Origin of the sequence: Pseudarthrobacter sp. NIBRBAC000502772, assembly GCF_006517235.1 — a bacterium.
In the GTDB taxonomy this organism is placed as follows: domain Bacteria; phylum Actinomycetota; class Actinomycetes; order Actinomycetales; family Micrococcaceae; genus Arthrobacter.
The window spans coordinates 345,938-369,410 of the sequence record NZ_CP041188.1; the positions used below are offsets into that span (position 1 = coordinate 345,938).

Annotated in this window: 21 protein-coding genes and 1 pseudogene; 11 read left to right on the forward strand and 11 right to left on the reverse strand. The window is 66.3% G+C overall.

Translation table 11 applies throughout. The features are described from left to right. Positions 1 to 6: 6 nt before the first annotated feature. Both NIBR502772_RS01620 and NIBR502772_RS01625 read left to right on the forward strand, forming a co-directional pair. Positions 7 to 435, forward strand: coding sequence for a universal stress protein (locus tag NIBR502772_RS01620; protein ID WP_141138796.1), 429 nt, complete (start codon positions 7 to 9; stop codon positions 433 to 435). A gap of 96 nt (positions 436 to 531) precedes the next feature. Then, entirely contained in the window at positions 532 to 711 is a 180-nt protein-coding gene (locus NIBR502772_RS01625; RefSeq protein ID WP_141138797.1) for a hypothetical protein, read from the forward strand. A 13-nt stretch (positions 712 to 724) separates the two neighbouring features. Here NIBR502772_RS01625 and NIBR502772_RS01630 read toward each other — a convergent pair whose 3' ends face one another. The 5 genes from NIBR502772_RS01630 to NIBR502772_RS01650 form a co-directional block, all read right to left on the reverse strand. Continuing rightward, positions 725 to 1,333, reverse strand: a complete 609-nt coding sequence (locus NIBR502772_RS01630; RefSeq protein ID WP_246848658.1) for a phosphatase PAP2 family protein — start codon at positions 1,331 to 1,333, stop codon at positions 725 to 727. A gap of 27 nt (positions 1,334 to 1,360) precedes the next feature. Further along, positions 1,361 to 2,827 (reverse strand): dihydrolipoamide acetyltransferase family protein, encoded by a 1,467-nt coding sequence (locus tag NIBR502772_RS01635; protein ID WP_141138798.1) that lies wholly within the window; start codon positions 2,825 to 2,827, stop codon positions 1,361 to 1,363. A 57-nt stretch (positions 2,828 to 2,884) separates the two neighbouring features. Next, positions 2,885 to 3,865 carry an alpha-ketoacid dehydrogenase subunit beta gene (locus tag NIBR502772_RS01640; RefSeq protein ID WP_141138799.1) on the reverse strand — a complete coding sequence of 327 codons (981 nt, stop codon included), beginning with the start codon at positions 3,863 to 3,865 and terminating at the stop codon, positions 2,885 to 2,887. After that, positions 3,865 to 5,145 carry a thiamine pyrophosphate-dependent dehydrogenase E1 component subunit alpha gene (locus NIBR502772_RS01645; RefSeq protein WP_246848659.1) on the reverse strand — a complete coding sequence of 427 codons (1,281 nt, stop codon included), beginning with the start codon at positions 5,143 to 5,145 and terminating at the stop codon, positions 3,865 to 3,867. The genes NIBR502772_RS01640 and NIBR502772_RS01645 overlap by 1 nt, the downstream gene beginning before the upstream one ends. A 149-nt stretch (positions 5,146 to 5,294) precedes the next feature. Beyond that, on the reverse strand, positions 5,295 to 6,410 hold the full coding sequence (locus NIBR502772_RS01650) for a histidinol-phosphate transaminase (RefSeq protein ID WP_141138800.1): 1,116 nt from the start codon (positions 6,408 to 6,410) through the stop codon (positions 5,295 to 5,297). Between the two features lie 82 nt (positions 6,411 to 6,492). Between NIBR502772_RS01650 and NIBR502772_RS01655 the strand changes: the two genes are divergently transcribed. After that, positions 6,493 to 6,921: a phage holin family protein gene (locus tag NIBR502772_RS01655; RefSeq protein ID WP_141138801.1), complete on the forward strand. Its 429-nt coding sequence runs from the start codon at positions 6,493 to 6,495 to the stop codon at positions 6,919 to 6,921. A gap of 17 nt (positions 6,922 to 6,938) precedes the next feature. On the opposite strand, the gene NIBR502772_RS01660 is transcribed toward NIBR502772_RS01655, so the two are convergent. Further along, positions 6,939 to 8,309 carry a hypothetical protein gene (locus NIBR502772_RS01660; protein ID WP_246848660.1) on the reverse strand — a complete coding sequence of 457 codons (1,371 nt, stop codon included), beginning with the start codon at positions 8,307 to 8,309 and terminating at the stop codon, positions 6,939 to 6,941. 68 nt (positions 8,310 to 8,377) lie between these two features. Further along, positions 8,378 to 8,725, reverse strand: coding sequence for a hypothetical protein (locus NIBR502772_RS01665; RefSeq protein ID WP_246848661.1), 348 nt, complete (start codon positions 8,723 to 8,725; stop codon positions 8,378 to 8,380). A gap of 143 nt (positions 8,726 to 8,868) precedes the next feature. Between NIBR502772_RS01665 and purB the strand changes: the two are divergent. The 7 genes and pseudogenes from purB to NIBR502772_RS01700 all read left to right on the forward strand — a co-directional run bounded on the left by purB (position 8,869) and on the right by NIBR502772_RS01700 (position 18,951). Continuing rightward, positions 8,869 to 10,309 (forward strand): annotated as a pseudogene (gene purB / locus NIBR502772_RS01670) (adenylosuccinate lyase). Between the two features lie 158 nt (positions 10,310 to 10,467). Next, the gene (locus NIBR502772_RS01675; RefSeq protein ID WP_141138803.1) at positions 10,468 to 11,139 is read left to right on the forward strand and encodes a histidine phosphatase family protein; all 672 of its coding nucleotides are present in this window, start codon (positions 10,468 to 10,470) and stop codon (positions 11,137 to 11,139) included. Positions 11,140 to 11,254: 115 nt separating this feature from the next. Next, positions 11,255 to 16,144 carry an NAD-glutamate dehydrogenase gene (locus tag NIBR502772_RS01680; protein WP_141138804.1) on the forward strand — a complete coding sequence of 1,630 codons (4,890 nt, stop codon included), beginning with the start codon at positions 11,255 to 11,257 and terminating at the stop codon, positions 16,142 to 16,144. A 97-nt stretch (positions 16,145 to 16,241) separates the two neighbouring features. Next, positions 16,242 to 16,745, forward strand: coding sequence for a GNAT family N-acetyltransferase (locus NIBR502772_RS01685; protein ID WP_056341852.1), 504 nt, complete (start codon positions 16,242 to 16,244; stop codon positions 16,743 to 16,745). Between the two features lie 75 nt (positions 16,746 to 16,820). Next, positions 16,821 to 17,255 carry an acyl-CoA thioesterase gene (locus NIBR502772_RS01690; protein WP_082575848.1) on the forward strand — a complete coding sequence of 145 codons (435 nt, stop codon included), beginning with the start codon at positions 16,821 to 16,823 and terminating at the stop codon, positions 17,253 to 17,255. A gap of 145 nt (positions 17,256 to 17,400) precedes the next feature. Continuing rightward, the gene (locus tag NIBR502772_RS01695) at positions 17,401 to 18,027 is read left to right on the forward strand and encodes a thymidine kinase (RefSeq protein WP_141138805.1); all 627 of its coding nucleotides are present in this window, start codon (positions 17,401 to 17,403) and stop codon (positions 18,025 to 18,027) included. Between the two features lie 78 nt (positions 18,028 to 18,105). Beyond that, positions 18,106 to 18,951 carry an ACT domain-containing protein gene (locus tag NIBR502772_RS01700; RefSeq protein WP_141138806.1) on the forward strand — a complete coding sequence of 282 codons (846 nt, stop codon included), beginning with the start codon at positions 18,106 to 18,108 and terminating at the stop codon, positions 18,949 to 18,951. 50 nt (positions 18,952 to 19,001) lie between these two features. Here the strand turns inward: NIBR502772_RS01700 and NIBR502772_RS01705 are convergent, their stop codons facing one another. The 4 genes from NIBR502772_RS01705 to NIBR502772_RS01720 are packed head-to-tail and all read right to left on the reverse strand — an operon-like array spanning position 19,002 to position 22,882. Beyond that, positions 19,002 to 19,919 carry a diacylglycerol kinase family protein gene (locus tag NIBR502772_RS01705; protein ID WP_141138807.1) on the reverse strand — a complete coding sequence of 306 codons (918 nt, stop codon included), beginning with the start codon at positions 19,917 to 19,919 and terminating at the stop codon, positions 19,002 to 19,004. Between the two features lie 49 nt (positions 19,920 to 19,968). Continuing rightward, a complete protein-coding gene (locus NIBR502772_RS01710; RefSeq protein WP_141138808.1) occupies positions 19,969 to 21,342 on the reverse strand; it encodes an NAD(P)(+) transhydrogenase (Re/Si-specific) subunit beta in 1,374 nt (457 codons plus the stop codon). After that, positions 21,339 to 21,674 carry an NAD(P) transhydrogenase subunit alpha gene (locus NIBR502772_RS01715; protein ID WP_141138809.1) on the reverse strand — a complete coding sequence of 112 codons (336 nt, stop codon included), beginning with the start codon at positions 21,672 to 21,674 and terminating at the stop codon, positions 21,339 to 21,341. The genes NIBR502772_RS01710 and NIBR502772_RS01715 overlap by 4 nt, the downstream gene beginning before the upstream one ends. Further along, positions 21,674 to 22,882, reverse strand: a complete 1,209-nt coding sequence (locus tag NIBR502772_RS01720; RefSeq protein WP_141138810.1) for a Re/Si-specific NAD(P)(+) transhydrogenase subunit alpha — start codon at positions 22,880 to 22,882, stop codon at positions 21,674 to 21,676. The genes NIBR502772_RS01715 and NIBR502772_RS01720 overlap by 1 nt, the downstream gene beginning before the upstream one ends. Positions 22,883 to 23,227: 345 nt before the next feature. On the opposite strand from NIBR502772_RS01720, the gene NIBR502772_RS01725 reads away from it, so the two are divergent. Continuing rightward, positions 23,228 to 23,470 carry a helix-turn-helix transcriptional regulator gene (locus NIBR502772_RS01725; RefSeq protein WP_168223468.1) on the forward strand — a complete coding sequence of 81 codons (243 nt, stop codon included), beginning with the start codon at positions 23,228 to 23,230 and terminating at the stop codon, positions 23,468 to 23,470. The last annotated feature ends 3 nt before the right edge of the window (positions 23,471 to 23,473 follow it).

Consider the following 23,473-nt stretch of genomic DNA (forward strand, 5'->3'; position numbering starts at 1 on the left):
CAAAGCATGAGCGGAATTATTGTTGTCGGCGTTGACGGCAGCGGCACCGCCAAGAAGGCCGCCGAATCGGCGCGGGATCTCGCCGCCGCCCTGGGCGCCTCGCTGCACGTCGTCTCAGCCTTCGACAGCGACCGCACCGAGGTCTTCGGCACGGGCAGCGACCAGTGGATCGTTTCCGACGCCGACGGTGCCGAGCATGTTGCCAAGACAGTGGCCGAGGCCCTGGCCGGCTCCACCAAGGTGACCTACTCGGCCGCCCGCGGCAAGCCTGCCGAAGCGCTCATCAAGGAAGCCGAGCGCCTGGACGCCAAGATGATCGTGGTGGGCAACCGGCGGATGCGCGGCATTGGCCGGGTCCTGGGAAGCGTGGCCAACAGCGTGGCCCACAACGCCACCTGCGACGTCTATATCGCCAACACCTACGACGCCGACTAGCTGACAACGGGACACCATGCACCACCCGCGGCGGGCGCGGTGCATGGTGTCCGTTCTCACCCCCGCCACGGCAACCACATCGCGCCGGGGCTGCTCTTGCCGGAAACCCTGGAGAGCGTGCTGCGCGGCGACTGGAAATTCTTCGCGGCCCTCTCAGGCATTGCCCTGGTTCTGGGCGGCCTGATGTTCGCCACGTTGCCTGCCTTGACTGACGGCATGGCGGGTAATCCCGAGATGGTCGAGATGATGACGGCCTACTCCGCCTACGGCTACTGACGCCAGGCTTCCGCTAAAGGAGCCAGCCGCGCAAAAGCCACCACAGGCCGGCTATCACCAGGCCGCCGAACAGCGACCCGGCCACCACCTGCGCCAGGGTGTGCGCGCGGAGCACCACCCGGGACCAGCCGACGGCGGGAACCAGCAGGAGTAACGGCAGCCAGGCCGGACCGAGCATCAGGACGGAAATAACTGCGGCCGACGACACCGCCGCCGCGTGGCCGCTGATCTTCCAGAAGGGGCTCACGGCGGCCAGCACAACGATGCCGCCGACGATGGCCAGCACCATGACCATCACGCTTCGCGGCGCACCGGCGGCTTGCAGCACCACCAGGCCGGCGGTCACGGACGCCAGTGCCATGAGCAGTACGGGTGCCCGCTGTTTGCGGTTGCTGACGTGGTGGTCCGTGACCTTGCCCAGCCTTACGAGCCCCAGGAGCACAACGAGCGGCAGTACGCACACAAACAGCGCGGCCAAGGCTCCATAGCCGATGGTGCCTGGGAATCCGGCCTCCACCACAGGGCTGACCAGGAGCTGAAGCGTCACCACCACCGGCGGCTGGAACACCTCTGTCAGCCATCGGGCGGCCAGGTTCCTGGACTGAATGGCGGTTTGGTCCACGGTGTTGATGTTCGTAGTCCCGGCGTCCTAGTCCAGCAGGAGCGCTGGCTCCTCAAGGATCGCGGCGACGTCGGCCATAAAGCGGGCGGACAGGTCCCCGTCCACCACCCGGTGGTCAAAGGAGCCGCCGAGGGTGGTGATCCAGCGCGGGATGACCTCTCCGTCCAGGACCCAGGGCTTCTGCTTGATGGTTCCGAAGGCAACAATGGCCACTTCACCCGGGTTGATGATCGGCGTTCCGGTATCAATGCCAAGCGCCCCGATGTTGGTGATGGTGAGCGTTCCGCCTTGCATTTCGGCGGGCTGGGTCTTGCCCGCCCGGGCCGTGGTGGCCAGGTTGTTCAGCGCCAGCGCCAGCTCCTTGAGCGACAGGTCCTGCGCATCCTTGATGTTCGGCACCATCAGCCCGCGCGGGGTGGCTGCGGCGATGCCGAGGTTCATGTAGTGCTTGACCTGAATCTCCGCGGCGTCGGTCCCGTCCACGTTGTCCACCCAGGTGGCGTTGACGCTGGGGTTCCGGGCGGCAGCCCAGATGACGGCCTTGGCAAGGATCAGCAGCGGGGAGACCTTGATTCCCTCAAAGTCTCGTGAAGCCTTCAGCCGCTTGACGAATTCCATGGTGCGGCTGGCATCAACATCAACAAAGATGCTCACGTGCGGCGCGGAGAAAGCCGACTCCACCATCGCCTTGGCCGTCGCCTTGCGGACGCCCTTGACCGGAATCCGTTCAATCCGCTGGTCCTGGGGCTTGCCAGCCTTGCCCCAGAAGCCCTCGGCCTGGTCCAGCTCTGCATCGCGCTGGGACTGGTAGCTGACCAGGTCCTCGCGCGTGACTTCGCCGCGGGAGCCGGTGGCCACCACATCGGCGAGATCGATCCCCAGATCCCGGGCGATCTTGCGGACGGGAGGCTTGGCCAGAACGCGGTTCACGAGGCCTGTGATGGTTCCGCCGAGGGTGGGCCGGTTATCGACGGCTTCGGTGATTGACTGGGTCTCGACAGGCCTGACCGCCGGGTTTTCGGTGATTGAGCTTGTCGAAATCGCCGGGACCGCGGCTGACCCGGCCTGGGCGGCGGGTGCCGCCTTCCGGGGACGGCGCTTGACGGCGTCGGCCTTGGGGCCCGATCCCACCAGCGGACCGCCGGCCAGGGCACTGCCTGAAGTGCCGCCGTCGTCCGCGGGAAGCTTGCCGTACAGGGGCTGGACGGGAGTTTCAGGGGCCGGGACATCGGCCGGCGTCGGGTCACCGGCGACGGCGTCAGAGACGCTGATGATGGCGGTTCCGACGTCGATGGTCACGCCCTCGGGGACCAGCAGTTCGGTGACGGTGCCGGCGAAGGGGGACGGCAGCTCAACGAGCGACTTGGCGGTCTCGATCTCGCACAGGACGTCGTTGATGGCCACGGTGTCCCCTGGCTTGACCTTCCAGGCGACGATTTCCGCCTCGGTGAGGCCTTCGCCCACGTCGGGCAGGTTGAACTTGTTCAGAGTCATGGTGTCCTCTTTCGCGGCAAGCGTGAGCGGGAAGCGTGAGCGGGAAGGTGCCTGCGCCTAGTAGGCCAGGGCGCGGTCCAGCGCCTCGAGGATGCGGTCGATGTCGGGGAGGTAGTCTTCCTCGACCTTGGCCACCGGGTACGGCATGTGGAAGCCGCCCACACGGATCACGGGAGCCTCCAGTGAGAGGAATGCACGTTCGCTGATCCGGGCAGCAATCTCGCCGCCGATGCCGCCGAAGGTCGGTGCCTCATGCGCCACCACGAGCCGGCCTGTCTTCTTGGCGGACGCCGTGACGGTGTCGAAGTCGATCGGCGAAATGGAGCGCAGGTCGATGACCTCAATGCTGTGGCCGTCCTCGGCAGCGGCGTCAGCAGCGGCAAGGGCCACCGGCACGAGCGGTCCGTAGGCCACCACTGTGGCGTCCGTACCCTCGCGGAGCACGTGCGCCTTGAAGGGGTCGGCCGACGCGCCGGGGTTCTGCGTGTCGACCTCGCCCTTGAGCCAGTAGCGGCGTTTCGGTTCGAAGACGATTACGGGGTCCTGGCACTCCACTGCCTGCCGGGTCATCCAGTACGCGTCGTGGGCGTTGGACGGTGTGATGATGCGCAGGCCTGCGGTGTGGGCGAACAGCGCCTCCGGTGATTCCGAATGGTGCTCAATGGAGCCGATACCGCCGCCGTAAGGGATCCGCACAACGACGGGAACGGTGAGGTTGCCGTTGCTACGGGCGTGCAACTTGGCCAGCTGGGTGGTGATCTGGTTGAAACCGGGGAACACAAACCCGTCGAACTGGATCTCGCAGACGGGCAGGTAGCCGCGCAGGGCCAGGCCGATGGCCGTGCCGATGATGCCGGACTCGGCGAGCGGTGTGTCCACCACGCGGTCCGGGCCGAACTCCGCGAGGAGTCCGTCGGTGACGCGGTAGACGCCGCCCAGGGCCCCGATGTCCTCGCCCATGAGCAGGGTCCGCGGGTTGTTGTCCAAGGTGGCGCGCAGGCCCTCGTTAATGGCCTTGGCTATGGTCATGGTGGTCATCAGCGGGCCACTCCTGTCGCTGCGTCATCCGGATCGGGGCTGCCGGGCTCAGCGCTGTTGTGCTCCGGCGTTCCGGCGAAGCCTGCGCTGTATTCCTCAAACCAGGCCAGTTCCTCGGCCACCAGGGGGTGGGCCTCGACATAGGTGTTGGCGAAGGCGGTCCGGATGTCCGGGGTTTCGAGGTCGTAGGTGGTCTTGCGGACGTAGGCGGCGAGTTCGTCGCCGTCGGCCTTGACCTGGTCAAAGAAGGCGTCATCTGCCAGCCCCTGCGCCCGAAGGTACTTTTCCAGGCGGTCAAGCGGATCCTTGGCCCGCCATAGGGTTTCCTCGGCGGATTCCCGGTACTTCGTGGGGTCATCAGCCGTGGTGTGTGCACCAACGCGGTAGGTGAACGCCTCGATCAGCACCGGCCCCTTGCCCTCGCGGGCATGTTCGAGCGCCCACTCGGTCACGGCGTGGACGGCGATCGCATCATTGCCGTCCACCCGGATTCCCGGGAATCCGTAACCCTTGGCACGGTTGGACAGCGGAATGCGGGTCTGCACCGAGCTGGGAACGGAGATGGCCCAGTGGTTGTTCTGGCAGAAGAACACCACCGGCGCGTTGTAGGAGGCGGCGAACACCATGGATTCGTGGACATCGCCCTCGGAACTGGCCCCGTCACCGAAGTAGACCATCACCGCGGCCTTGGGCTCGGCCGGACGGTCCGGCGCCCCATCCGCGGCGACTGCGGCGGCCGCCTTCTGGTCCCGCTGGATCCCCATGGCGTAGCCGACGGCATGCGGCGTCTGCGCGGCGAGGACCAGGGTGTAGAGATGGAAGTTGGTGTCCTTCGGGTTCCAGCCGCCGTTCGAAACCCCGCGGAACTGGCGTAGGAGCTCAGCAAGGTCCACATTGCGGGTCAGCGCCACGCCATGCTCGCGGTAGGTGGGGAAGATGTAGTCCTGCGGCTGGCTGGCCCGCCCGGAGCCGATCTGCGCGGCCTCCTGGCCGGTCAGCGGGACCCACAGGGCCAGCTGGCCCTGGCGCTGGAGTGCGGTTGCCTCAACATCAAACCGGCGGATCTTGGCCATGTCAGCGTAGAAGCCACGCAGCTTTTCACCGTCCAGCCGATCCGCATACGCGGAGAAGACCGGATCCGTCCCCAGGGTCCCGTCAGGCGCCAGCAGTTGCACCATAGGCTCGGCCGGACTGCCCAGTTGGGCCTCGGCCTCAGCCTCAAGCTGGTCGTCTGCCGCTGTCTCATCGAACTCGGTGGAGGGCAGATGTGTGGCGCCCATACCGTCTCCTTGCTTGCCGCATGCGGATGCATTGCAATGTCGCTGGGATATATGCCGCTAGAGGAATGCATTCCCGCGTTGGCATATATATTGGCTTACTGGTCCTTACTTTATCTTCAGTAGGTGCCGCTCCTGATGCATGTTAAGCGCTAGGAACGTCGTGGCGCCTTTGTATAGTTTGCACAGAGAGCGAGGAACCGGCTGTTGGCCTCTGCCTCGCCGATGCTGACCCGCACGCCTTCGCCGCCGAAGGCTCGCACCGAAAGCGCCTGCGTGCCCGCCAGTTCGGCAAATTCCGAGCTGTTTTCGCCAAGGTTCAACCAGACGAAGTTGCCCTCCGCCTCGGGTACGAACCAGCCGAGTTCACGCAGTCCGGAGGTTACGCGGGTTCGTTCGTCCACGATGCTTTGTACCCTTTCTACAACCAAGGGGTAATTCTGCAGCGACACTATGGCTGCATTTTCAGCGATCTGTGACACGGCGAACGGCGTGGCCGCCACACGCAAGTACTGGGTCAGCACAGGGTTCGAGACGCTGTAGCCCACCCGCAGGCCCGCCAGTCCATGTGCCTTGGAGAACGTCCGGAGCACCACAACGTTCGGGTATTTGCGGTACATCGCGATGCCGTCCACAGCACCGCTGGCGCGGACGAACTCTTGGTAGGCCTCATCAATCACCACCACGACGTCGGACGGGACCGCCTGGATGAACCGCTCCGTTTCCGCAGTGGTCAGGACGGGGCCCGTGGGGTTATTCGGGGTGCAGAGCAGGATGACTTTGGTGCGGACCGTTACGGCCGCAGCCATCGCATCCAGGTCGTGGCGTCCCTCGGCCGTCAGCGGAATGCGGACGCTCTCTGCGCCCACGAGGCCCACGCTGATGGGATACGCCTCGAAGGACCGCCACGCATAAATCACCTCGTCCGCTTTGCCGTCGTCGTTCTGGCCGGCGAACGTGGACAGCAGCTGGTTGAGGGCGCCGAGGCTTCCGGCGCCGGTGACCACATCCTCGGCCGGCACTGCCAGGAATTCGGCGAGCGCCGCACGAAGCTTGCTGCTGAGGGGATCGGGGTAACGGTTGAAGTCCGTCTGGTTGGAAATTGCCTCCAGCACTGCCGGAAGAGGGGGCAGGGGGTTCTCGTTGGACGACAGCTTGTAGCTGGCCAGCCCATCCACGGCGACGGGAGGCTTTCCTGCGGCGTACCGGGGTAGCCGGCTAACCACGGGGCGCGGCCGGATTTCGCCAGGCAGGATCTCTGAAGTCATGCAAACTAGCCTACTTCGCCTGACCGGCACGGGCCGGGTGGGCGCCCAGGCGGGGCTCAGGGCAGTGTGACAGCATGGGCCTATGCGCTCTTTTATTGTTCGAGTCCTTATCAACGGGCTGGCCCTCTGGATTGCCAGCTGGATACTGCCGGGCCTGGATATCTCTACTTCGGCCACTACCGAGGCGGTGGCCAACACGGGCGTATCGCAGGGCACCGAGACGATTGGCATCGTTCTCGCGTATCTGTTCATCGGGTTGATCTTCGGCGTGGTGAATGCGTTTGTCCGCCCCCTGGTCAGCTTTCTGTCCCTGCCCATCACCATCCTCACGCTGGGCCTGTTCACCATCGTTATCAACGCCGCCATGCTGTATCTGACGTCCTGGCTCAGCAGTTACACGCCGGTGAACTTCACCATCGATTCGTTCTTCTGGACGGCCGTCCTCGCGGCCATCATCATCACGCTCATTTCACTGGTTGCCGGGCGGCTGACAGGCGCCGGCAGGCGCTGACGGGCGCTGACGGCGGATCACTTCGCCCGGTCAATCTCAGACGCCCGCTGAGGAGGGTCTGGCATCGGCTTCGGTACAGGTTCGGGAGGCTTCGAACGGGACAGCGCGAAGCGGGTGGCCGTTGCCGTGCCGCCTGCCCCCAGGACGCCGCCAAGAACCGCGGTTGACGCCATCAGAGAGGGATCGTCGCTTGCTGCGACGAGCCGCGCGGCTCCCTGGTAGTTGTTGAGATTGTGGCCGGGCCCAATACCGAATGCACCACCTTCTGGCGTGGTTACTGGGCTGTTGAGGGTCACCGTAACCCGGTTTCGGGCGTCCGGGTTCGGTGTACCGTCGCTGCCGGGCACCCAATCCTGCCGGTGCTCCAGGTGAAGGGCGGTGACGTCGGCGTCCGGAACAATGCCACCCACGGGAGACCCTGCGGTGAGGACATATTTCATGTCGTACTCGTTAAGGAAGAGATCGTCGGCCGCCAGGTTCATTGCGTGGATTCCACCTTGGCTGTAACCCACGGCCACGACGGGCGCCCCCTTTTCCGCGCCGGCAGCCTGCAGGGCCCGTAGCACCGCAGCGTTGACTTCTGCGGAGCTGTGGCCCAGCCCTTCAACGATGCCGGCTTCGTCGAACGGATTAACGCCGCCCATTTCACCTCCGGCCTGCGTTCCTGGAATGACCACCACGTAGGCCTTCTGTCCCCCGTTATCCACTTCGACGACTTCGATGTAGCCTTCACCGCGGTCATCGATGATCCGTGCCCGTTCCAACAACGCAGCCGGAGAACCGTCGAATTCAATGGGCAGCGTCTCCTTCTTTTCCACGGTGACCGAACGCGGCTGAAGGATTCGGTTTGAACGCCCGGACACACCGGCGAGCAAAGGTACCGCCGCCGCAATATGCCTGCCCGCCGCCATGTCTGCCGCGAGCGCTACCCAAAAGCGCTCCGGGGAGACTGCCAGCAAGGCAGCCATCGCAAGAGGTCCCACGGCGAGTTCCGTGACTTCCCTGTTGGGAACCGGACCCAAGCCGAGGTCCACCGCCAGCCTGCCAAGGGTTTCGGGGCTCGTCAGGCCGCCGCCAATTCCGCGCGAGAATCCCGCCCACGCTTCCGCCGTTTCGTAGTCCCTTTTGCAGTCCCGCACCTGGCTGCTGATTCCCTGCAGCTCCGCACGGACCGCCTGGACACTCCACTGCGCCTCCCCGACGTCCATCAGGGCCGCCGTTCCGGTGGGACGCGCTTCATCCTGGTACGGACACAGGTCTTCCCAGATGCGGCGCACCTCCACTTCGACGGCAGCCAGCTCGCCCGCAGCAGCGTCGAGCTTCTCCGCGCCGCCTACGAGCTCCTCCAACTGAAAACTGATCCCTCCGATGCCGCCCCTGATTTCCATGCCCCCGTCCACGGCAGGCCCTGTCAGCTGGATAGGGCCGCCGCTGCCGGATGGCGTCACCTCGGCCATCAGTACCGCCCCGCCGGGTTGCCGGCGGACGTTCCCACCGACTGCGCGTGGCGTTTCACGGAAGCCAGCGCGTCCTCGAGCCGTACCCTCGCCCTCCCAAGGGCCACTTCCTGCAGAGCCACCGAATTCCGGTATGCCCGCCCGGCAGGTGACTGCCAGTCCAAAAGCTGGATCTCGCGAAAGCCGCCGAGGACCTTTTCCACCCTCCCCAAGCAAAGGTCAACCCGGGCCGCCAACTGCTGAACCTCATAACCTCGGGACATGCATGCCGCCATGTCGGCTGCCGTCACGTCACTGCCCATGCCCGTTCCCCCTCCCGGATACCGCCCGAACTTTTCGTCCGTCAAGGCCCAACTCCTGAACGCCGACGCTACGGAAGGCAGACCACACGACGGAAGCACCGCCGTCGGCTATGTGGACAAGTCACGCCGTTGTTCACATGCGACGGACCGCTTCAGCGGCGGTGAGGAGTTCATGAAAGAATCAGCACATGCCTGAAACTGCCGCCACAGCTGATACCCGCACGCCCTCCGGACGCCTGGCCCTCGCCGCGTCACCGGACCAGATCGCCCTGGGTCCGCTGGACGGCCGTTACCAGTCCGCCGTTGCGCCCCTCGTTGACTACCTGTCCGAGGCAGCCCTGAACCGTGACCGCGTGGCCGTGGAAGTCGAATGGCTCATCCACCTGACCAGCAACAATGTCCTTCCCGGCGCAGGCGCGCTCACCGCGGAACAGCAGGAAAAGCTCCGCGCGATTGTCACCGAATTCAACTCCGCCTCGGTGTCCGAGCTCGCCGAAATCGAAGCCGTTACGGTCCATGACGTGAAGGCCGTGGAGTACTACATCGGCCGCCGGCTGCCCGCCATCGGTATCGAGAACCTGACCGCCATGGTCCACTTCGGCTGCACGTCCGAGGACATCAACAACCTCTCCTACGCCCTGGGCGTCAAGGGTGCTGTGGAGGACGTGTGGCTGCCCGCCGCACGCGCCCTCGTGGCCCAGATCAGCAAGATGGCCGAGGACAACCGCGCAGTCCCCATGCTGTCCCGCACGCACGGCCAGCCCGCAACGCCCACCACCCTGGGCAAGGAACTGGCAGTCATCGCGCACCGCCTGACCCGCCAGCTGGACCGGATCGCGAAGACCGAATACCTGGGCAAGATCAACGGCGCCACCGGAACCTACGCAGCCCATGTGGCCTCTGTCCCCGGCGCTGACTGGCAGCAGGTGGCCAAGTCCTTCGTCGAGGGCCTGGGCCTGACCTGGAACCCGCTGACCACCCAGATCGAAAGCCACGACTGGCAGGCCGAGCTCTACGCCGACGTCGCCCGGTTCAACCGGATCCTGCACAACGTCTGCACGGACATGTGGAGCTATATCTCCATCGGCTACTTCGCCCAGATCCCCGTGGCCGGCGCCACCGGATCCTCCACCATGCCGCACAAGGTCAACCCCATCCGGTTCGAGAACGCCGAGGCCAACCTGGAAATCTCCTCCGGCCTCCTGGACGTGCTGGGCTCCACGCTGGTGACCTCCCGCTGGCAGCGCGACCTCACCGACTCCTCCAGCCAGCGCAACATCGGTGTGGCGTTCGGCCACTCCCTCCTGGCGATCTCCAACGTGGCCAAAGGCCTTGACCGCCTCGATGTTGCCGAAGACGTCCTCGCCGACGACCTCGACACCAACTGGGAAGTCCTGGGCGAGGCCATCCAGATGGTCATGCGCGCCGAGGCGATTGCCGGCGTCGAAGGCATGGAAAACCCGTACGAGCGGCTCAAGGACCTCACCCGCGGACAGCGCGTTGACGCCGCCCGGATGCAGGAATTCGTCCAGTCCCTGGGCTCTCCCCGAGGCCGAGGCCCGGCTGCTCGCCCTCACGCCGGGCAAGTACACTGGCATCGCGGACCAGCTGGTGGACCACCTCAAGTAGGACGCCGCAGGCACAAGAAGTACAACGGCGGCGCCGGGTCCCTGGCGGGCCCGGCGCCTTCCGTGGTTGAGCCTGCCCAAACCGGTTGCGGTGGGCGCGCCCGACGTCGGCCCGGCAGCCAGACGCCGGATCCCGCCGCCGGATGCGAAACTGGAGTCATGAAGCTGCTCCTCATCCGCCACGGACAGACCCCCGGCAACGTACTCGGCCAGCTGGACACCGCCCACCCGGGGCCGGGGCTGACCGAGCTGGGAGAACGCCAGGCCGAGGCCATGGCACGGTCCCTGGCCAACGAGCAGATAGGCGCAGTGTACGCATCCACACTTCTGCGGACCCAGATCACGGCCGCCCCGCTGTCCCGGCTCCACGGGCTTGAGGTTGAAGTCCTGGATGGGCTGCACGAGATCGAAGCAGGGGCGCTGGAGAAACTGACCGACCACGAGTCGCACATGCGCTACATGGGGACAGTGTTCGCATGGGCAGCCGGTGACCTGGACCGCCGGATGCCGGCGGGCCCGGACGGCCACGAGTTTTTCGAACGGTACGACGCCGCCATCAACCGGATTGCCGAGCGCGCGGCCAGCAATGGTGGCTCCGCCGTCGCGGCCGTGGTGAGTCACGGCGCGGCCATCCGCACCTGGACCGGGCTCCGCGCCGCCGGCGCCGACCATGAGTTCGCGGCCCGCCATGTCCTGTCCAACACGGGCATCGTGGCCCTGGAAGGGGACCCCGGCGCAGGCTGGAAGCTGATCCACTGGGACGGGAGCCCGGTGGGCGGCCTCGCTCTCGCGGATCCGACCGCCGAGGACCCTATGGGCGGCGCCGCGTAGCCGCTGGGAAACACTGGACGCCATGTGGCGGGGCGTCCATGATGAAGTCAGGCATGAGGCTTCCCCAAGGGACCACGGCCAGTGGTGCCAGCCCTTGCCGTGGAGGCGCAGTGGAATGTCACGCGAAACCGCACCGGCTGCCCAGGGAGGGGCTGCCGGTCCGTTCGAGGCCAACGATTCCTTCTTCGCGGACTACTACGAGCACGTCGCGGCAGAGGACCTCCTGGACTACAGTCCGGAGACCCTGGGCCGGCGGGCCCGGTACCACGCGGAATTAGCGGGCATCCGCGCTCCCGGACAGTCCGTCGTCGGGGTCCTGAATGAAACCGATGCGAGCATCGTGATGGTGGTCGCCAATGACATGCCCCATCTGGTTCACTCGGTGACAGCCGAGCTGACCAGGGAGAGCGCGTCGATCCGGCTGCTCGTGCACCCCACGTTCCGGGTGCGGCGGGACCCTGAAACGCATGCGTTGCTGGACGTCGCGCATGGGCCATCGCGGGCCGGACTGACAGCGGCGAACGCCGGCCACGCGGAAATCCCGGACGTCCGCCCGGACGAGTTGGACGGCATCCAGGATGGGACCACAGAGACTTGGGTGGCCGTGGAAATCGGCCGGCTGCCTGGGGACTCGGGCGCCGAGGAAGTCATCGCGAACCTCCACGGGGTGCTGGCCGATGTTCAGGCAGTCGCCGAAGACCTCCCAGCCATCCATGCCCAGGTGACAGCCGCCGTCGGCTCCGTTGACGGATTCCCCAGCGCCACGGACCCGGCCCCGGATCAGCTCCGGGAACTGCTGCTCTGGCTGGACAACGGCAACTTCGTGTTCCTCGGGTACAGCGAATATGAGCGCACGACGGCGGGCGGCCGGGATGCCCTGCGCGTGCGGGCGGGCGCGGGGCTGGGGCTGCTCCGGGAGGACCGTCCGGAAGGCGGGACTGGTCCGGCCTCCGGCGCACCGCACACAGCGGGGTCCGCGGAGGCAAGCCTCCTCAGCCCGCGGGCACTCACGCTCGCTACCTCGGATCTGCGTTCCTCGGTCCCCCGGCCCGCCTACCTGGACGAGATCCGTCTTCGGATCTTCGACGATGGCGGAGCCGTGGCCGGAGAGCGGCGCTTTGTGGGCCTGCTCGCTCCGGGCGCCACCGGCCAGTCCGTACGCCGCATTCCGGTGGTCCGGGACAAGGTCCTGGCCGTGCAGGAGCACCTTGGTTTCAAGACTGCCTCGCACCAGGGCAAGGAACTGCTGGCGGTGCTGGAGTCGTTCCCACTCGACGAACTGTTCCATATGGAACAGCTCGATCTGGCCCAGCTGGCCACGGAGATCCTGCGCCTGCAGCAGCGCCGCCAAACGCGGCTTTTCCTGCGGCCGGACAGCATCGGCCGCTTCATGTCCGCCCTGGTTTTCCTTCCCCGGCGCCGCTACAACACTGCGGTCCGGCTCAGGATCGAGCAGGAACTCAGGCACGCCTTCAAATCCCCGTCCATCGAGTTCGAGGTCCGGCTAGGCGACTCCCCTATGGCCCGGGTGTTCTTCCGGATCCTGCTGGGCCCCGGGACGCCAGCGCCCGACGTCGACCCCCTGGAGCTGGAGCGGCGTGTAGTGGCGGCAAGCCGCTCGTGGACGGAGGGCCTGGACGAGTCCCTCCGTGACCGATTCACCGCAGAGGAGGCGGCGCGGCTCTCGACACTGTGGCAGGGCTCGTTTCCGCCCGGCTACCGTGCGGACCATGACGCCGAGGACACGGTCCGCGACATCGCCGCCTTCGAGGAATTCGACCTTGACGGGACGGGCGGGCGGGCGCTGGACAACCCTTTGTTGACTGTCTATGTCCGGCCGGAAGCCACGCGGCCGCCGGCAGAGGACGCGCGGATGCGCCTCTACCTGACCAGCGCCCAGAGCCTTACCCGGTTCCTGCCATTCCTCCACAACCTGGGGCTTGAGGTGCTGGACCAACGTCCCTTTGAGCTTCGGCGCGCCAACGGACAGGACCTCTTCCTCTACGACCTCGGGCTGAAGTACCCGCCCGGCATCGATCCCCTGGAAACCAGCATGCTGTTGGCGGATTCGTTCTGCGCGGCCATGCGCGGAGACATCGAGTCGGACGGCTTCGATGCCCTGGTGATCAGGGAGAAGGTCAGCTGGCGCCAGGCCGTGGTCCTCCGCAGCTACGCCAAATACCTGCAGCAACTGGGCACCCTGAATTCCTACGGCTTCATGGCGGACACCCTGCTGTCCAACACCCGGGCCACGCACGCACTGCTCGCGCTGTTCCACGCCAAATTCGTTCCCGGCATTGACTGGACCCGGCGCCTCCGCGACACGGCCGCCGCCAGGAAGGAACTGATGGCCGCGATCGAGGAAATCCCCAGCCTCGACGCCGACCGGCTGCTCCGAATGTTCATGAACCTGATCGAGGCCACACTCAGAACCAACTACTTCCTGGACAGGCCCCATGTGAGCTTCAAGCTCAGCCCGGCCGCCATCCCCAACGCACCGCTTCCGAGGCCCAAGTTCGAAATCTGGGTGTACTCGCCGCGAGTGGAAGGGGTTCACCTGCGGTTCGGCATGTTGGCCCGCGGCGGCCTGCGCTGGTCGAACCGCAGCGAGGACTTCCGCACCGAAGTCCTGGGGCTGGTCAAGGCCCAGAACGTCAAGAACTCGGTCATTGTGCCCACCGGGGCCAAAGGCGGCTTCTACGCCAAACGGCTTCCGGATCCTGCGATTGACCGGGCCGCCTGGATGGCCGAGGGGCAGGAAAGCTACCGGATCTTCATCAGGGGAATGCTCGATCTCACGGACAACCTGCTTGGTTCCGGAAACGGCGGCACGGTGGTGGCCCCCAAGAATGTGGTCCGTCACGACGGCGACGATTACTACCTGGTGGTGGCCGCAGACAAGGGGACGGCTGCTTTTTCGGACACCGCCAACGAGGTGGCCCACGCGTACGGCTTCTGGCTCGACGATGCCTTCGCCTCCGGCGGGTCCGTAGGCTACGACCACAAGGAAATGGGCATCACGGCCCGCGGCGTGTGGGCGTCGGTGAAGCAGCACTTCAGCGAGCTGGGCCTGGACACGCAGCGGGAGGATTTCACGGTCGCGGGCATCGGCGACATGAGCGGCGACGTCTTCGGCAACGGGATGCTGCTCTCCCGCCATATCGTGCTGGTGGCGGCCTTCGACCACCGGCACATCTTCCTGGACCCAAACCCCGATCCGGACACCTCCTATGCGGAACGCCGGCGGCTTTTCGGGCTGCCCCGGTCCTCCTGGGCCGACTATGACGCCCGGGCCATCAGCGCGGGCGGCGGCGTCTACGCCCGGTCCGCAAAGACCGTCCCAATCAGCGATCCGGTCCGGATCGCGCTGGGCCTCGAAAGTGGCCGGAGCAGCATGGCGCCGCAGGAACTCCTGCAGGCCATCCTCCGCGCGCCGGTGGATCTGATCTACAACGGCGGCATCGGCACGTACATCAAGGCCTCCAGCGAAACCCAGGCCGAGGTGGGAGACAAAGCCAACGACGCCATCCGCATCAACGGACACGAACTGCGGGCCCGGGTCATCGCCGAAGGCGGGAACCTTGGCGTCACCCAGCGGGGCCGGATCGAAGCCGCGCTGCACGGAGTCCTCCTGAACACCGACGCAATCGACAACTCGGCCGGCGTCGACTGTTCCGACCACGAGGTCAACATCAAGATCTTCGTCGATGCGATGATCGCGGCAGGACTGATGCGCCGGGAGGAGCGGACCGGGTTCCTGCATTCGCTCACCGATGAGGTGGCCAGGCTCGTCCTGAAGGACAACACCGAGCAAAACGCGCTCCTCGTGGCCGAGCGGCAGCTGGTGCTGAACTGGAGCCCCGGCTTCGAACGGACCATGGACTGGCTGGAATCCACCACGGACCTGGACCGGAACCTTGAGGGACTGCCAAGCACGGAGGCGCTGCATGCCCGCCTGCAGCGCGGGGAAGGGCTGACCTCCCCGGAACTCTCCGTGCTGGCCGCCTACGCCAAGATCGAACTGGCCCGGGAACTGAATGCCAGCGACCTGGCCGATGACCCCTGGTTCAGGCAGACGCTGCGCAGCTACTTCCCGCGCCAGATCGTGGAACGCTTCGGCGACGAGCTGGACAGGCATCCACTGCGCCGCGAGATCGTGGGCACCGTCATGGCCAACGACATCGTCAATATCGGCGGAATTACTTTCGCGTTCCGCGCCATCGAGGAAACCACGGCCAGCGCCGCCGCCGTTGCCAGGGCCTTCGTGGTCCTGCGGGAGGCTTACGATCTGGATTCGATAGTCGCGGCCCTGGCCGCACTTCCCCCGGAATTCCCCAGCAAGGAAAGCGCCGGGGTGGCCCTGCACATGCGCAGGCTTTTGGACCGCGCCACCCGCTGGTATGTGACCCATGACCACAGGGACCAGCCGATCTCCGAAGCCCTGGCCCGGATCAAGCCGACGCTCGACATCCTGCGAACCAAGACCTCGCACTACTTGCGCGGGGCCGATCTTGACCTTGTGGAGGACCGCCTGGCGCACTGGGACAGCGTCGGTCTGCCCGCGGAGCTCGGCAAGCGGGCGTCTGATTTGCTGGAAAGCTTCGGTCTCCTGGACATCTCGCTCATCTCGGAACAAGTCCGGGAGCCCGTCACCGCGATCATCGACGTCCACTACGCAATCTTCGAGCGCATTGGCGTGGTCAGGTTGTTGCTTCGCATCACGGACCTCCCCAGGGCGAACCGCTGGGAAGCCCTTGCCCGGGCGGCGCTGCGTGACGATGCCTATTCGGCCGGCGCCGACATGACCACGTCCGTCATGAAGTCCACTCCGCCACAAGCTGCAGGAGTCGATGCCGTGGAACGGATCGTGGCATGGGAGCGCGGGTACCAGGAGCAGCTGGCCCGGATCAAGGACACGTTTGCCGAAGTGACCAAACCAGGGGATGTGGACATCGCTTCGATCTCCGTCGCCCTGAAGCTGCTGCGAACCCTGGTCCGCCGGTAGCCCGTAGTTCTCCGGACGCTTACGCCAAGGAAACACCACGGTAACCGCGGCTTCGTAGGCTTGATGTGCATAACCCCTTCGGCGAAAGAGGCTCGCGATGCAGACCAACCCACGGCTCAACATCAGGCAGGTCACCTGGGCCAACCCTGTGGGTGCCGATCTGCGCAGGGCCCAGCAGGCGGAACTGGACGCCCGCTTCGGTACCCCTGACCACGAACCGGGGACCCCGCCGTCGGGCGCTGACTGTGCCGTGTTCCTGGTGGCGTACGACAAAGGCTCGGGACAGCCCGTGGGCTGCGGCGGACTCAGGCTGCTGGACAGCGCCACGGCCGAAATCAAGCGGCTCTACGTGCTCCCGTATACGCGCGGCTCTGGCGTTGCCAGCTCCATCCTGGCTGCCCTCGAAGCGGAGGCGCACAAGCAGGGCATCACGCGCATCAAGGCCGAAGCAGGCTCGGCGCAGCCGGACGGCCGGAACTTCTACGAGAACTCCGGCTTCGATTCCGTCCCCAACTTCGGCGCTTACGTGGGCGTGGAGCACTCTTACTGCTACGCCAAGTCGATTGACTCGCACAGCGCCGCCCACACTGCCATGGCCTGAGCCAAATCCGGGCGGCGGTCCGTTAACAACAACTGCCACCACGTAACCTGCGCCGCTGCACGCTAACCTCGCCATATGGAATCCACTGACATCACCTTCCGCACCCGCAAATGGATCCGGCCGGAGGACCTGAACGCCAACGGGACCCTCTTCGGCGGAAGCCTGCTGAAATGGATCGATGAGGAAGCCGCAATCTACGCCATCCTCCAGCTTGGCAACGGCCGTGCGGTCACGAAGTACATCTCGGAGATCAACTTCGTGAGCTCCGCGGTTCAGGGAGACCTGGTGGAAATGGGCCTGACGGCGACGCGCTTCGGACGGACGTCATTGACTATGCGCGCCGAAGTCCGCAACATGATAACGCGCCAAAGCATCCTCACCATCGAAGAGATCGTCTTTGTGAACCTCAGCCCGGCCGGCAAGCCCGAGCCCCACGGCTACACCGAAATCACCTATGAGCGGGACCGGATTCCCACGCATCACCTGACGGAAACCCTCATTCAGGACTGACGACGGCGGGACGCGCCCCGCGCGGGCTGGGCGGGGCGGGTGAGACCTGAGCGGGCGTGCCGGCAGTCGGGGCGCCGGCCGTTTGCGATGGATCCCTGGGACGTACGGCATAGGATCGATAGCCGGACCCATTGAAAGGACCCTCTTGGCCAAGCTCTACTTCCGCTACGGCGCCATGAACTCAGGAAAGTCCACCGGGCTCCTGCAGGCCGCCTTCAACTACGAGGAGCGGGGCCAGCGTGTCCTTCTCGCCAAGCCCGACGTGGACACCAAAGGCGATACGGACATTGTGTCCCGTCTGGGCATGACCCGGTCCGTGGACTTCCTGATCTCCGCCACCACCCCCGTGCGCGAGCTCTTTGCCGCCCATGCGGCCGGCGATGACCCCGATGCCCTGCTGGAGCACGTGGACCAGAAGCCGGTAGCCTGCCTGCTGGTGGACGAGGCCCAGTTCCTGACCCCGGACCAGGTGGATGACCTGTTCCGCATCGCCGTCCTGGACAACGTGCCGGTTCTCGCCTACGGCATCAGGACAGACTTCCTGACCCGCGCCTTCCCGGGATCGCGCCGGCTTATGGAGGTCGCCCACACGCTGGAAGAGCTCAAGACCATTTGCCGGTGCGGGCGCAAAGCCATCTTCAACACCCGGCGCGTTGGCAACGAGGTGGTGTTCGACGGCGACCAGGTCGCCATCGACGGCCAGGACGTCTGGTACGAATCCCTGTGCGGCTCCTGCTACCTCGAGGAGTCCGGCGGCCGCCTGGGCTCGTGAGTTTGCCCCCGCCACCTGTTCCCACAATCGGAACGGCAGGGCAACGCCGCCGAAACACCCCGCTGTGATCCTTGAGGCATGAAGCCCAACGCAAGGAACCCTGCCGCGGCTGATTTGAGCTGCGAAGTCTGCGGCCTGATGCCGGAACCCACCAAGACCCGCCTGACCTTGGCCAACGTGGCCGTTATGCTCCCGATCGAACTGCTGGTCCACGCCCTCGTGGTGGGAACGCACCTGCCGTATCTTGCCAAGGTGCTGGTCCTCACGCTCACGGCCACAGTGCTGGTGATCTGGGTGGCGGAGCCGTCCGCCGCCCGGCTGCTCCGCGGCTGGCTGCACGCGCCGACGCTGCGGCACCACAGGAAGCTGGGCAGCGCACCGTCGTTGTGGCGGGCGCGCACGGTGCTCCAGGACCACCCGGGTTCGCTGCAGAAAATCACCCGGGCGCTGGCCCGCCTGGACACCAACATCCTCAGCATCCACGTCCACCCCGTTGAAGGGGGCGTGCTGGACGAGTTTGTGCTCTCGGCGCCGGGGAACCTCAGTGAACGGCACCTGCTGGAGGCACTGCACGACGGCGGCGGCTCGAGTTCGCGGGTCTGGCCCACCACCGCGCTGGCCATGGCGGACGGCCAGACGAAGGCGCTGAGCCTGGCGGCACGGATCGCCGACGCCCCGGACGAGCTGCCGCTGGCGGTGGCCGAGCTGCTTCGCGCCCGCATCCTCACCCCCGCAGAGGCCACCCTGGAAGCGGACGACGCCGGGACCCGCCTGAAGATCCCCACCGCCTGGCACGGCCCCATCACCTTCGCCCGTCCCGGCGAACCCTTCACGCCCGCCGAGTCAGCCCGCGCGCACCGGCTCGCCGAGCTCGCCGAAATCCTGGCCCACCGGCCGGCGCCTGCCCAAGTGACCGGCACTTAACATTGTCATCTCCGCGTTTGACGACGTTAACTGCGAGCTAGTTGGGCCGGTTACATCCGGATGGTGAGCGCGCCGGGCTCAATGGTCATCAGGACGTGCTTGCCGTCGCCTTCGTGGTCGCCGTCGAGCTGATAGTCATCGTTGTGCTCAAGTGTGACCTCTACGGTTTTGCCCTGGTAGTACTCCACGGACGTGTCCTTGCCGCGGCCCTTGCCGATCATGCCGGCCACCACGGAGAACCACCCGAATTTCCCCCTCGGTGCCAGCACGGCCACGTCCAGCAGGCCGTCATCCATCTTGGCTTCCGGGAAGATCTCCAGTCCGCCCTGGACCTTGCCGCAGTTTCCCACCATCACGCTGCGGACACCGCGGTGAACCACTGTTTTGCCGTCGAGGACGATGGTTGCCTTCACCGGTTTGCCGGGCAGGTTCCGGATGCCGGCGTCCACGTAGGCCAGCCAGCCCACCTTTTCCTTGAGGTCCTCATTGGTGTCCGCCATGATGGTGGCGTCGTAGCCCACTCCGGCCATGACCAGGAAGACCTGTTCCTTGTCCGGATCATTGCGGGCGGCCCGGACCACGTCGATCTTCCGCTCCGTGCCCGCCAGGGCCCCGGCCATGGCGCCGTCAAAGTCGGTAACGTCCATCCCCAGGTTCCGGGCCAGTAGGTTTCCGGTGCCGAACGGAAGCAACCCCATGGGCACGTCCCCGCCGGAAAGGACCTCGGCCACACACCGCACGGTGCCGTCGCCGCCGGCAGCAATAACGACGTCGGCCCCTTGCTTGAGTGCCTCCTTCGCCTGGCCGACGCCGGGGTCCTCCTTGGTGGTCTCCAGCCAGATGGGATCGCCCCAGCCGTTCTCCGAGCAATGCTTGGCCACCAGGGCACGGACGTCGATGTCCACCGGCTTGGCAGGATTGATGATGATGGCCGGGCGCTTGGGGGAAGTGGAGCTGTTGGCTGTCATGGTGTCCTTCGCTGACATGGGAATTGGGCCTTGGGGACAGCGTACTTCGCTACAACGCCTTCACCGCGCCCAGCACCTTGGCCAGGGAATCCTTGGCGTCGCCGAAGAGCAGCGAGGTCTGCGGTTCGTACAGGAGCTCGTTCTCAATTCCCGCGAATCCGGGCCGCATGGACCGTTTCAGGAAGATCACCTGGCGGGCGTCGGCCACTTCCAGGATGGGCATGCCGTAGATCGGCGAGCCGGAGGACGTCTTCGCCGCCGGGTTCACCACGTCGTTGGCGCCCACCACCAAAGCGACGTCGGCCATGCGGAACTCGGAGTTGATCTCGCCCATTTCCTTGAGCGATTCGTACGGCACGTTCGCCTCGGCCAGGAGCACGTTCATGTGCCCCGGCATGCGGCCCGCCACGGGATGGATGGCGAAGTCCACCTCGATGCCGCGGGCTTCGAGGGCCAAGGCCAGCTCGGCGGCTGTGTGCTGGCCCTGCGCCACCGCCAGTCCGTAGCCGGGGACGATGATCACCCGCTGCGCGTAGCCCAGGAGCACCGCCACGTCCTCCGCGCTGGAGGACCTGACGGGACGTTCGCTCACGGCGGTGGACCCCGCCGTCGAACCTCCCTTGAAGGCGCCGAACAGGATGCCGGCCACGCTGCGGCCCATCGCGGCCGCCATGGCCCGGGTGAGGATGGTACCGGAGGCGCCCACCAGCGTGCCGGCCACCACCAGCAGCACGTTGCCGAGCACCACGCCGGACGCCGCCACGGCCAGGCCGGTGAACGCGTTCAGGAGCGAGATGACGATAGGCACGTCCGCGCCGCCCACCGGCAGCACCAGCAGCGCACCGGCGGCCAGGCCCAGGACCATCAGCAGCACCGCGAGCGCCAGGGAACCGGACAGGACGACGGCGACGGCGGTGCCCACGGCGGCAAGCAGCACTGCCGCCATCACCACGGGAAGGCCCGGAAAAACGATGGGCCGGGTGGTCATGAGTTCCTGGAGTTTGGCGAAAGTGACCCCGGAGCCCGCGAAGGACACGGCCCCCACCAGCAGGGTGAACACGATGGCGACGCGGACCCAGGGGTCGGCGGTGTGGCTGAGTTCCAGCAGCGCCACCAGGGCTGCGGCGCCGCCGCCCACGCCGTTGAACAGTGCCACGAGCTGCGGCATCTGGGTCATCTGCACCCGCCGGGCCACCGGCGCGGCCACGGCGGACCCCACCGCGATGGCACCGATGATCCAGGGGATGTTGTCCAGCCGGGCGGAAAGGAAGACCGTGACGACGGCGAGGAGCGCACCGAAGGCACCGATCAGGTTGCCGCGCCGGGCAGTCCGGGGCGAGCTGAGGCCGCGAAGGGCCAAGATAAAGAACACCGCGGCGGCGAGGTAAAGCAGCGAGGTCCAGACGGGGTCGAGGAGGGTCACTTTGCTTCCTCCCTGCCGGTGGATTCCTTGAGCGTGGCTTCCTGGCGGACCACGTCTTTCCGGGCACGGAACATGTGCAGCATCCGGTCCGTCACCACAAAGCCGCCCACGAGGTTGGCGGTGGCCAGCACTACCGCGAGCAGCGCCACGGCCAGGATCCACGGGTCCGCCGCCTGGCCGGCCACGATGATCGCGCCCACCAGGATGATGCCGTGGATGGCGTTGGCTCCGGACATCAGCGGCGTGTGCAGGGTGCTGGAGACCTTGGAAACCACTTCGAAGCCCACAAACACCGCCAGCACGGTGACCGTCAGAAGGCTCATGCCGTCCATCAGATTCCCCCTTCGTTCTGGACCGTGTCGTTCTGGACCCGGGGCGCATGGTCGGGCAGGGCGGGGACGAGTGCCGCCAGGGCCTCGGCCGTGGGCAGGTGCCGCACCTCGCCGTCGTGCGTGAGGCACGCGCCGGCGATCACGTCGTCGTCGAAATCGGGGGCAACGGTGCCGTCCCGGACCATCAGGGCGAGCAGGTTGGCCACGTTCTTGGCATACAGGCGGGACGCGTCCTGCGCCATCGCGGACGGTGCGTCCTTCAGCCCCACCAGCGTGACGTGGCCCTGCCCGTCGGCGGTCGGAACCAGGATGTCCTCGCCGGGAACAACGCCCTCCACGTTGCCGCCGGACTCAGCGGCGAGGTCGACGACGACGGAGCCGGGGCGCATGCCCTGCACCATTTGGCGGCTCACGAGGAGCGGTGCGCGCCTGCCCGGGACGGCCGCCGTCGTGATCAGGACATCCGCCACGGCGACGTGCGGGGCGAGGAGTTCACGCTGGAGGGCGCCGCGGTCGGCACTGAGTTCGCGGGCGTAGCCACCCGATGCCTCCGCCGTTTCCAGGTCCAGCTTGATGAACGTGCCGCCCATCGACGCGACCTCGTCAGCGGAGGCGGGCCGGATGTCGTTGGCGGAGACCCGGGCGCCCAGCCGTTTTGCGGTGCCGATGGCCTGCAGCCCGGCAACCCCGGCGCCGAGCACCAGCACGCGGGCCGGCGGGACGGTGCCGGCGGCGGTCATGTACAGCGGGAAAAAGCGCGGGAGCCGGATGGCGGCTTCGAGCACGCAGCGGTAGCCGGCCACCAGGGCCTGGGAGCTGAGCGCGTCCATGGACTGGGCGCGCGAGATGCGGGGCACCAGTTCCAGGGCGAAGGCGCTGACGCCGGCCTCCACGAGCGCCTGCACGGTGGCGAGTTCGGACGACGGCGAGGCCAGGCCAATGGTGACGGCGCCCCTCTTCAGGGCTGCCGCCGTCGGGGGTTCCAGCGGGCGGACGTGGACCAGGACGTTCAGTTCGCCGGGATCCAGGTCCTGGACGATGCGGGCGCCGGCATCGGCGTAATCGTGGTCCGAGTGGCCGGCGGCGGCCCCTGCTCCTGCCTCGATCAGGACGTCCAGGCCAAGCCCCGCCAGCTGCTTGACCGTTTCCGGCGTGGCGGCCACACGCCGCTCACCCTCATGACGTTCCCGCGGTATGCCCAGTTTCAAACCGCCAACTCCCTTACGGACGAGTGCGGCAGTACCTCTGGCGTTGGCTCCCAGCCGTGGTCCGGCTGTTTCAGGGCGGGGCTTCGAGTAGCGGCACTGCTGCACGTAGTTGGCTAGAGTCTATGGCGCTTTGATGGGATGCGGTGGCTATGTTGCTGCGGGTCAACCGGTTGGCTGTCTTTTGGGGCGTGTCTGCGGCTGCCCCGGGCATCGGTCCGAAGCTTAAAACGCCAGCGAGTGTTTGAATATCCGCACATCCGACGATGTTGGTATATTCAAACAATGCGCAATGTTGTAATATTCATACACTTGACAGTGTTGCCATAATCAATCATGAGGAGTGGTATGCCCGCCTTCGAAGCCCGCAGCCCCAAGGAATTCGGCGCCGCAGTAAAGCACGCGCGCACTGGACGCGGATTGACGCAGGAACAGCTGGCGGAGGAACTCGGTATCCCCCGCCTGTATCTTGCGAGCCTTGAGTCCGGTACCCCGACCCTATGGGCCACACGCATGTTCCGGACTCTTCGTCGCCTTGGAATCAGGGTGACCATCAGCTACGACGTTCCCGCAGGATCCACTGGTGCCTGACCA

Coding starts and splice junctions, on each gene's coding strand:
- NIBR502772_RS01620 (WP_141138796.1), top strand. CDS start 7: ATGAGCGGAATTATTGTTGTCGGCGTTGACGGCAGCGGCACCGCCAAG.
- NIBR502772_RS01635 (WP_141138798.1), bottom strand. CDS start 2,827: ATGACTCTGAACAAGTTCAACCTGCCCGACGTGGGCGAAGGCCTCACC.
- NIBR502772_RS01640 (WP_141138799.1), bottom strand. CDS start 3,865: ATGACCACCATGACCATAGCCAAGGCCATTAACGAGGGCCTGCGCGCC.
- NIBR502772_RS01645 (WP_246848659.1), bottom strand. CDS start 5,145: ATGGGCGCCACACATCTGCCCTCCACCGAGTTCGATGAGACAGCGGCA.
- NIBR502772_RS01650 (WP_141138800.1), bottom strand. CDS start 6,410: ATGACTTCAGAGATCCTGCCTGGCGAAATCCGGCCGCGCCCCGTGGTT.
- NIBR502772_RS01655 (WP_141138801.1), top strand. CDS start 6,493: ATGCGCTCTTTTATTGTTCGAGTCCTTATCAACGGGCTGGCCCTCTGG.
- NIBR502772_RS01660 (WP_246848660.1), bottom strand. CDS start 8,309: ATGGAAATCAGGGGCGGCATCGGAGGGATCAGTTTTCAGTTGGAGGAG.
- NIBR502772_RS01675 (WP_141138803.1), top strand. CDS start 10,468: ATGAAGCTGCTCCTCATCCGCCACGGACAGACCCCCGGCAACGTACTC.
- NIBR502772_RS01680 (WP_141138804.1), top strand. CDS start 11,255: ATGTCACGCGAAACCGCACCGGCTGCCCAGGGAGGGGCTGCCGGTCCG.
- NIBR502772_RS01685 (WP_056341852.1), top strand. CDS start 16,242: ATGCAGACCAACCCACGGCTCAACATCAGGCAGGTCACCTGGGCCAAC.
- NIBR502772_RS01690 (WP_082575848.1), top strand. CDS start 16,821: ATGGAATCCACTGACATCACCTTCCGCACCCGCAAATGGATCCGGCCG.
- NIBR502772_RS01700 (WP_141138806.1), top strand. CDS start 18,106: ATGAAGCCCAACGCAAGGAACCCTGCCGCGGCTGATTTGAGCTGCGAA.
- NIBR502772_RS01705 (WP_141138807.1), bottom strand. CDS start 19,919: ATGACAGCCAACAGCTCCACTTCCCCCAAGCGCCCGGCCATCATCATC.
- NIBR502772_RS01715 (WP_141138809.1), bottom strand. CDS start 21,674: ATGGACGGCATGAGCCTTCTGACGGTCACCGTGCTGGCGGTGTTTGTG.
- NIBR502772_RS01725 (WP_168223468.1), top strand. CDS start 23,228: ATGCCCGCCTTCGAAGCCCGCAGCCCCAAGGAATTCGGCGCCGCAGTA.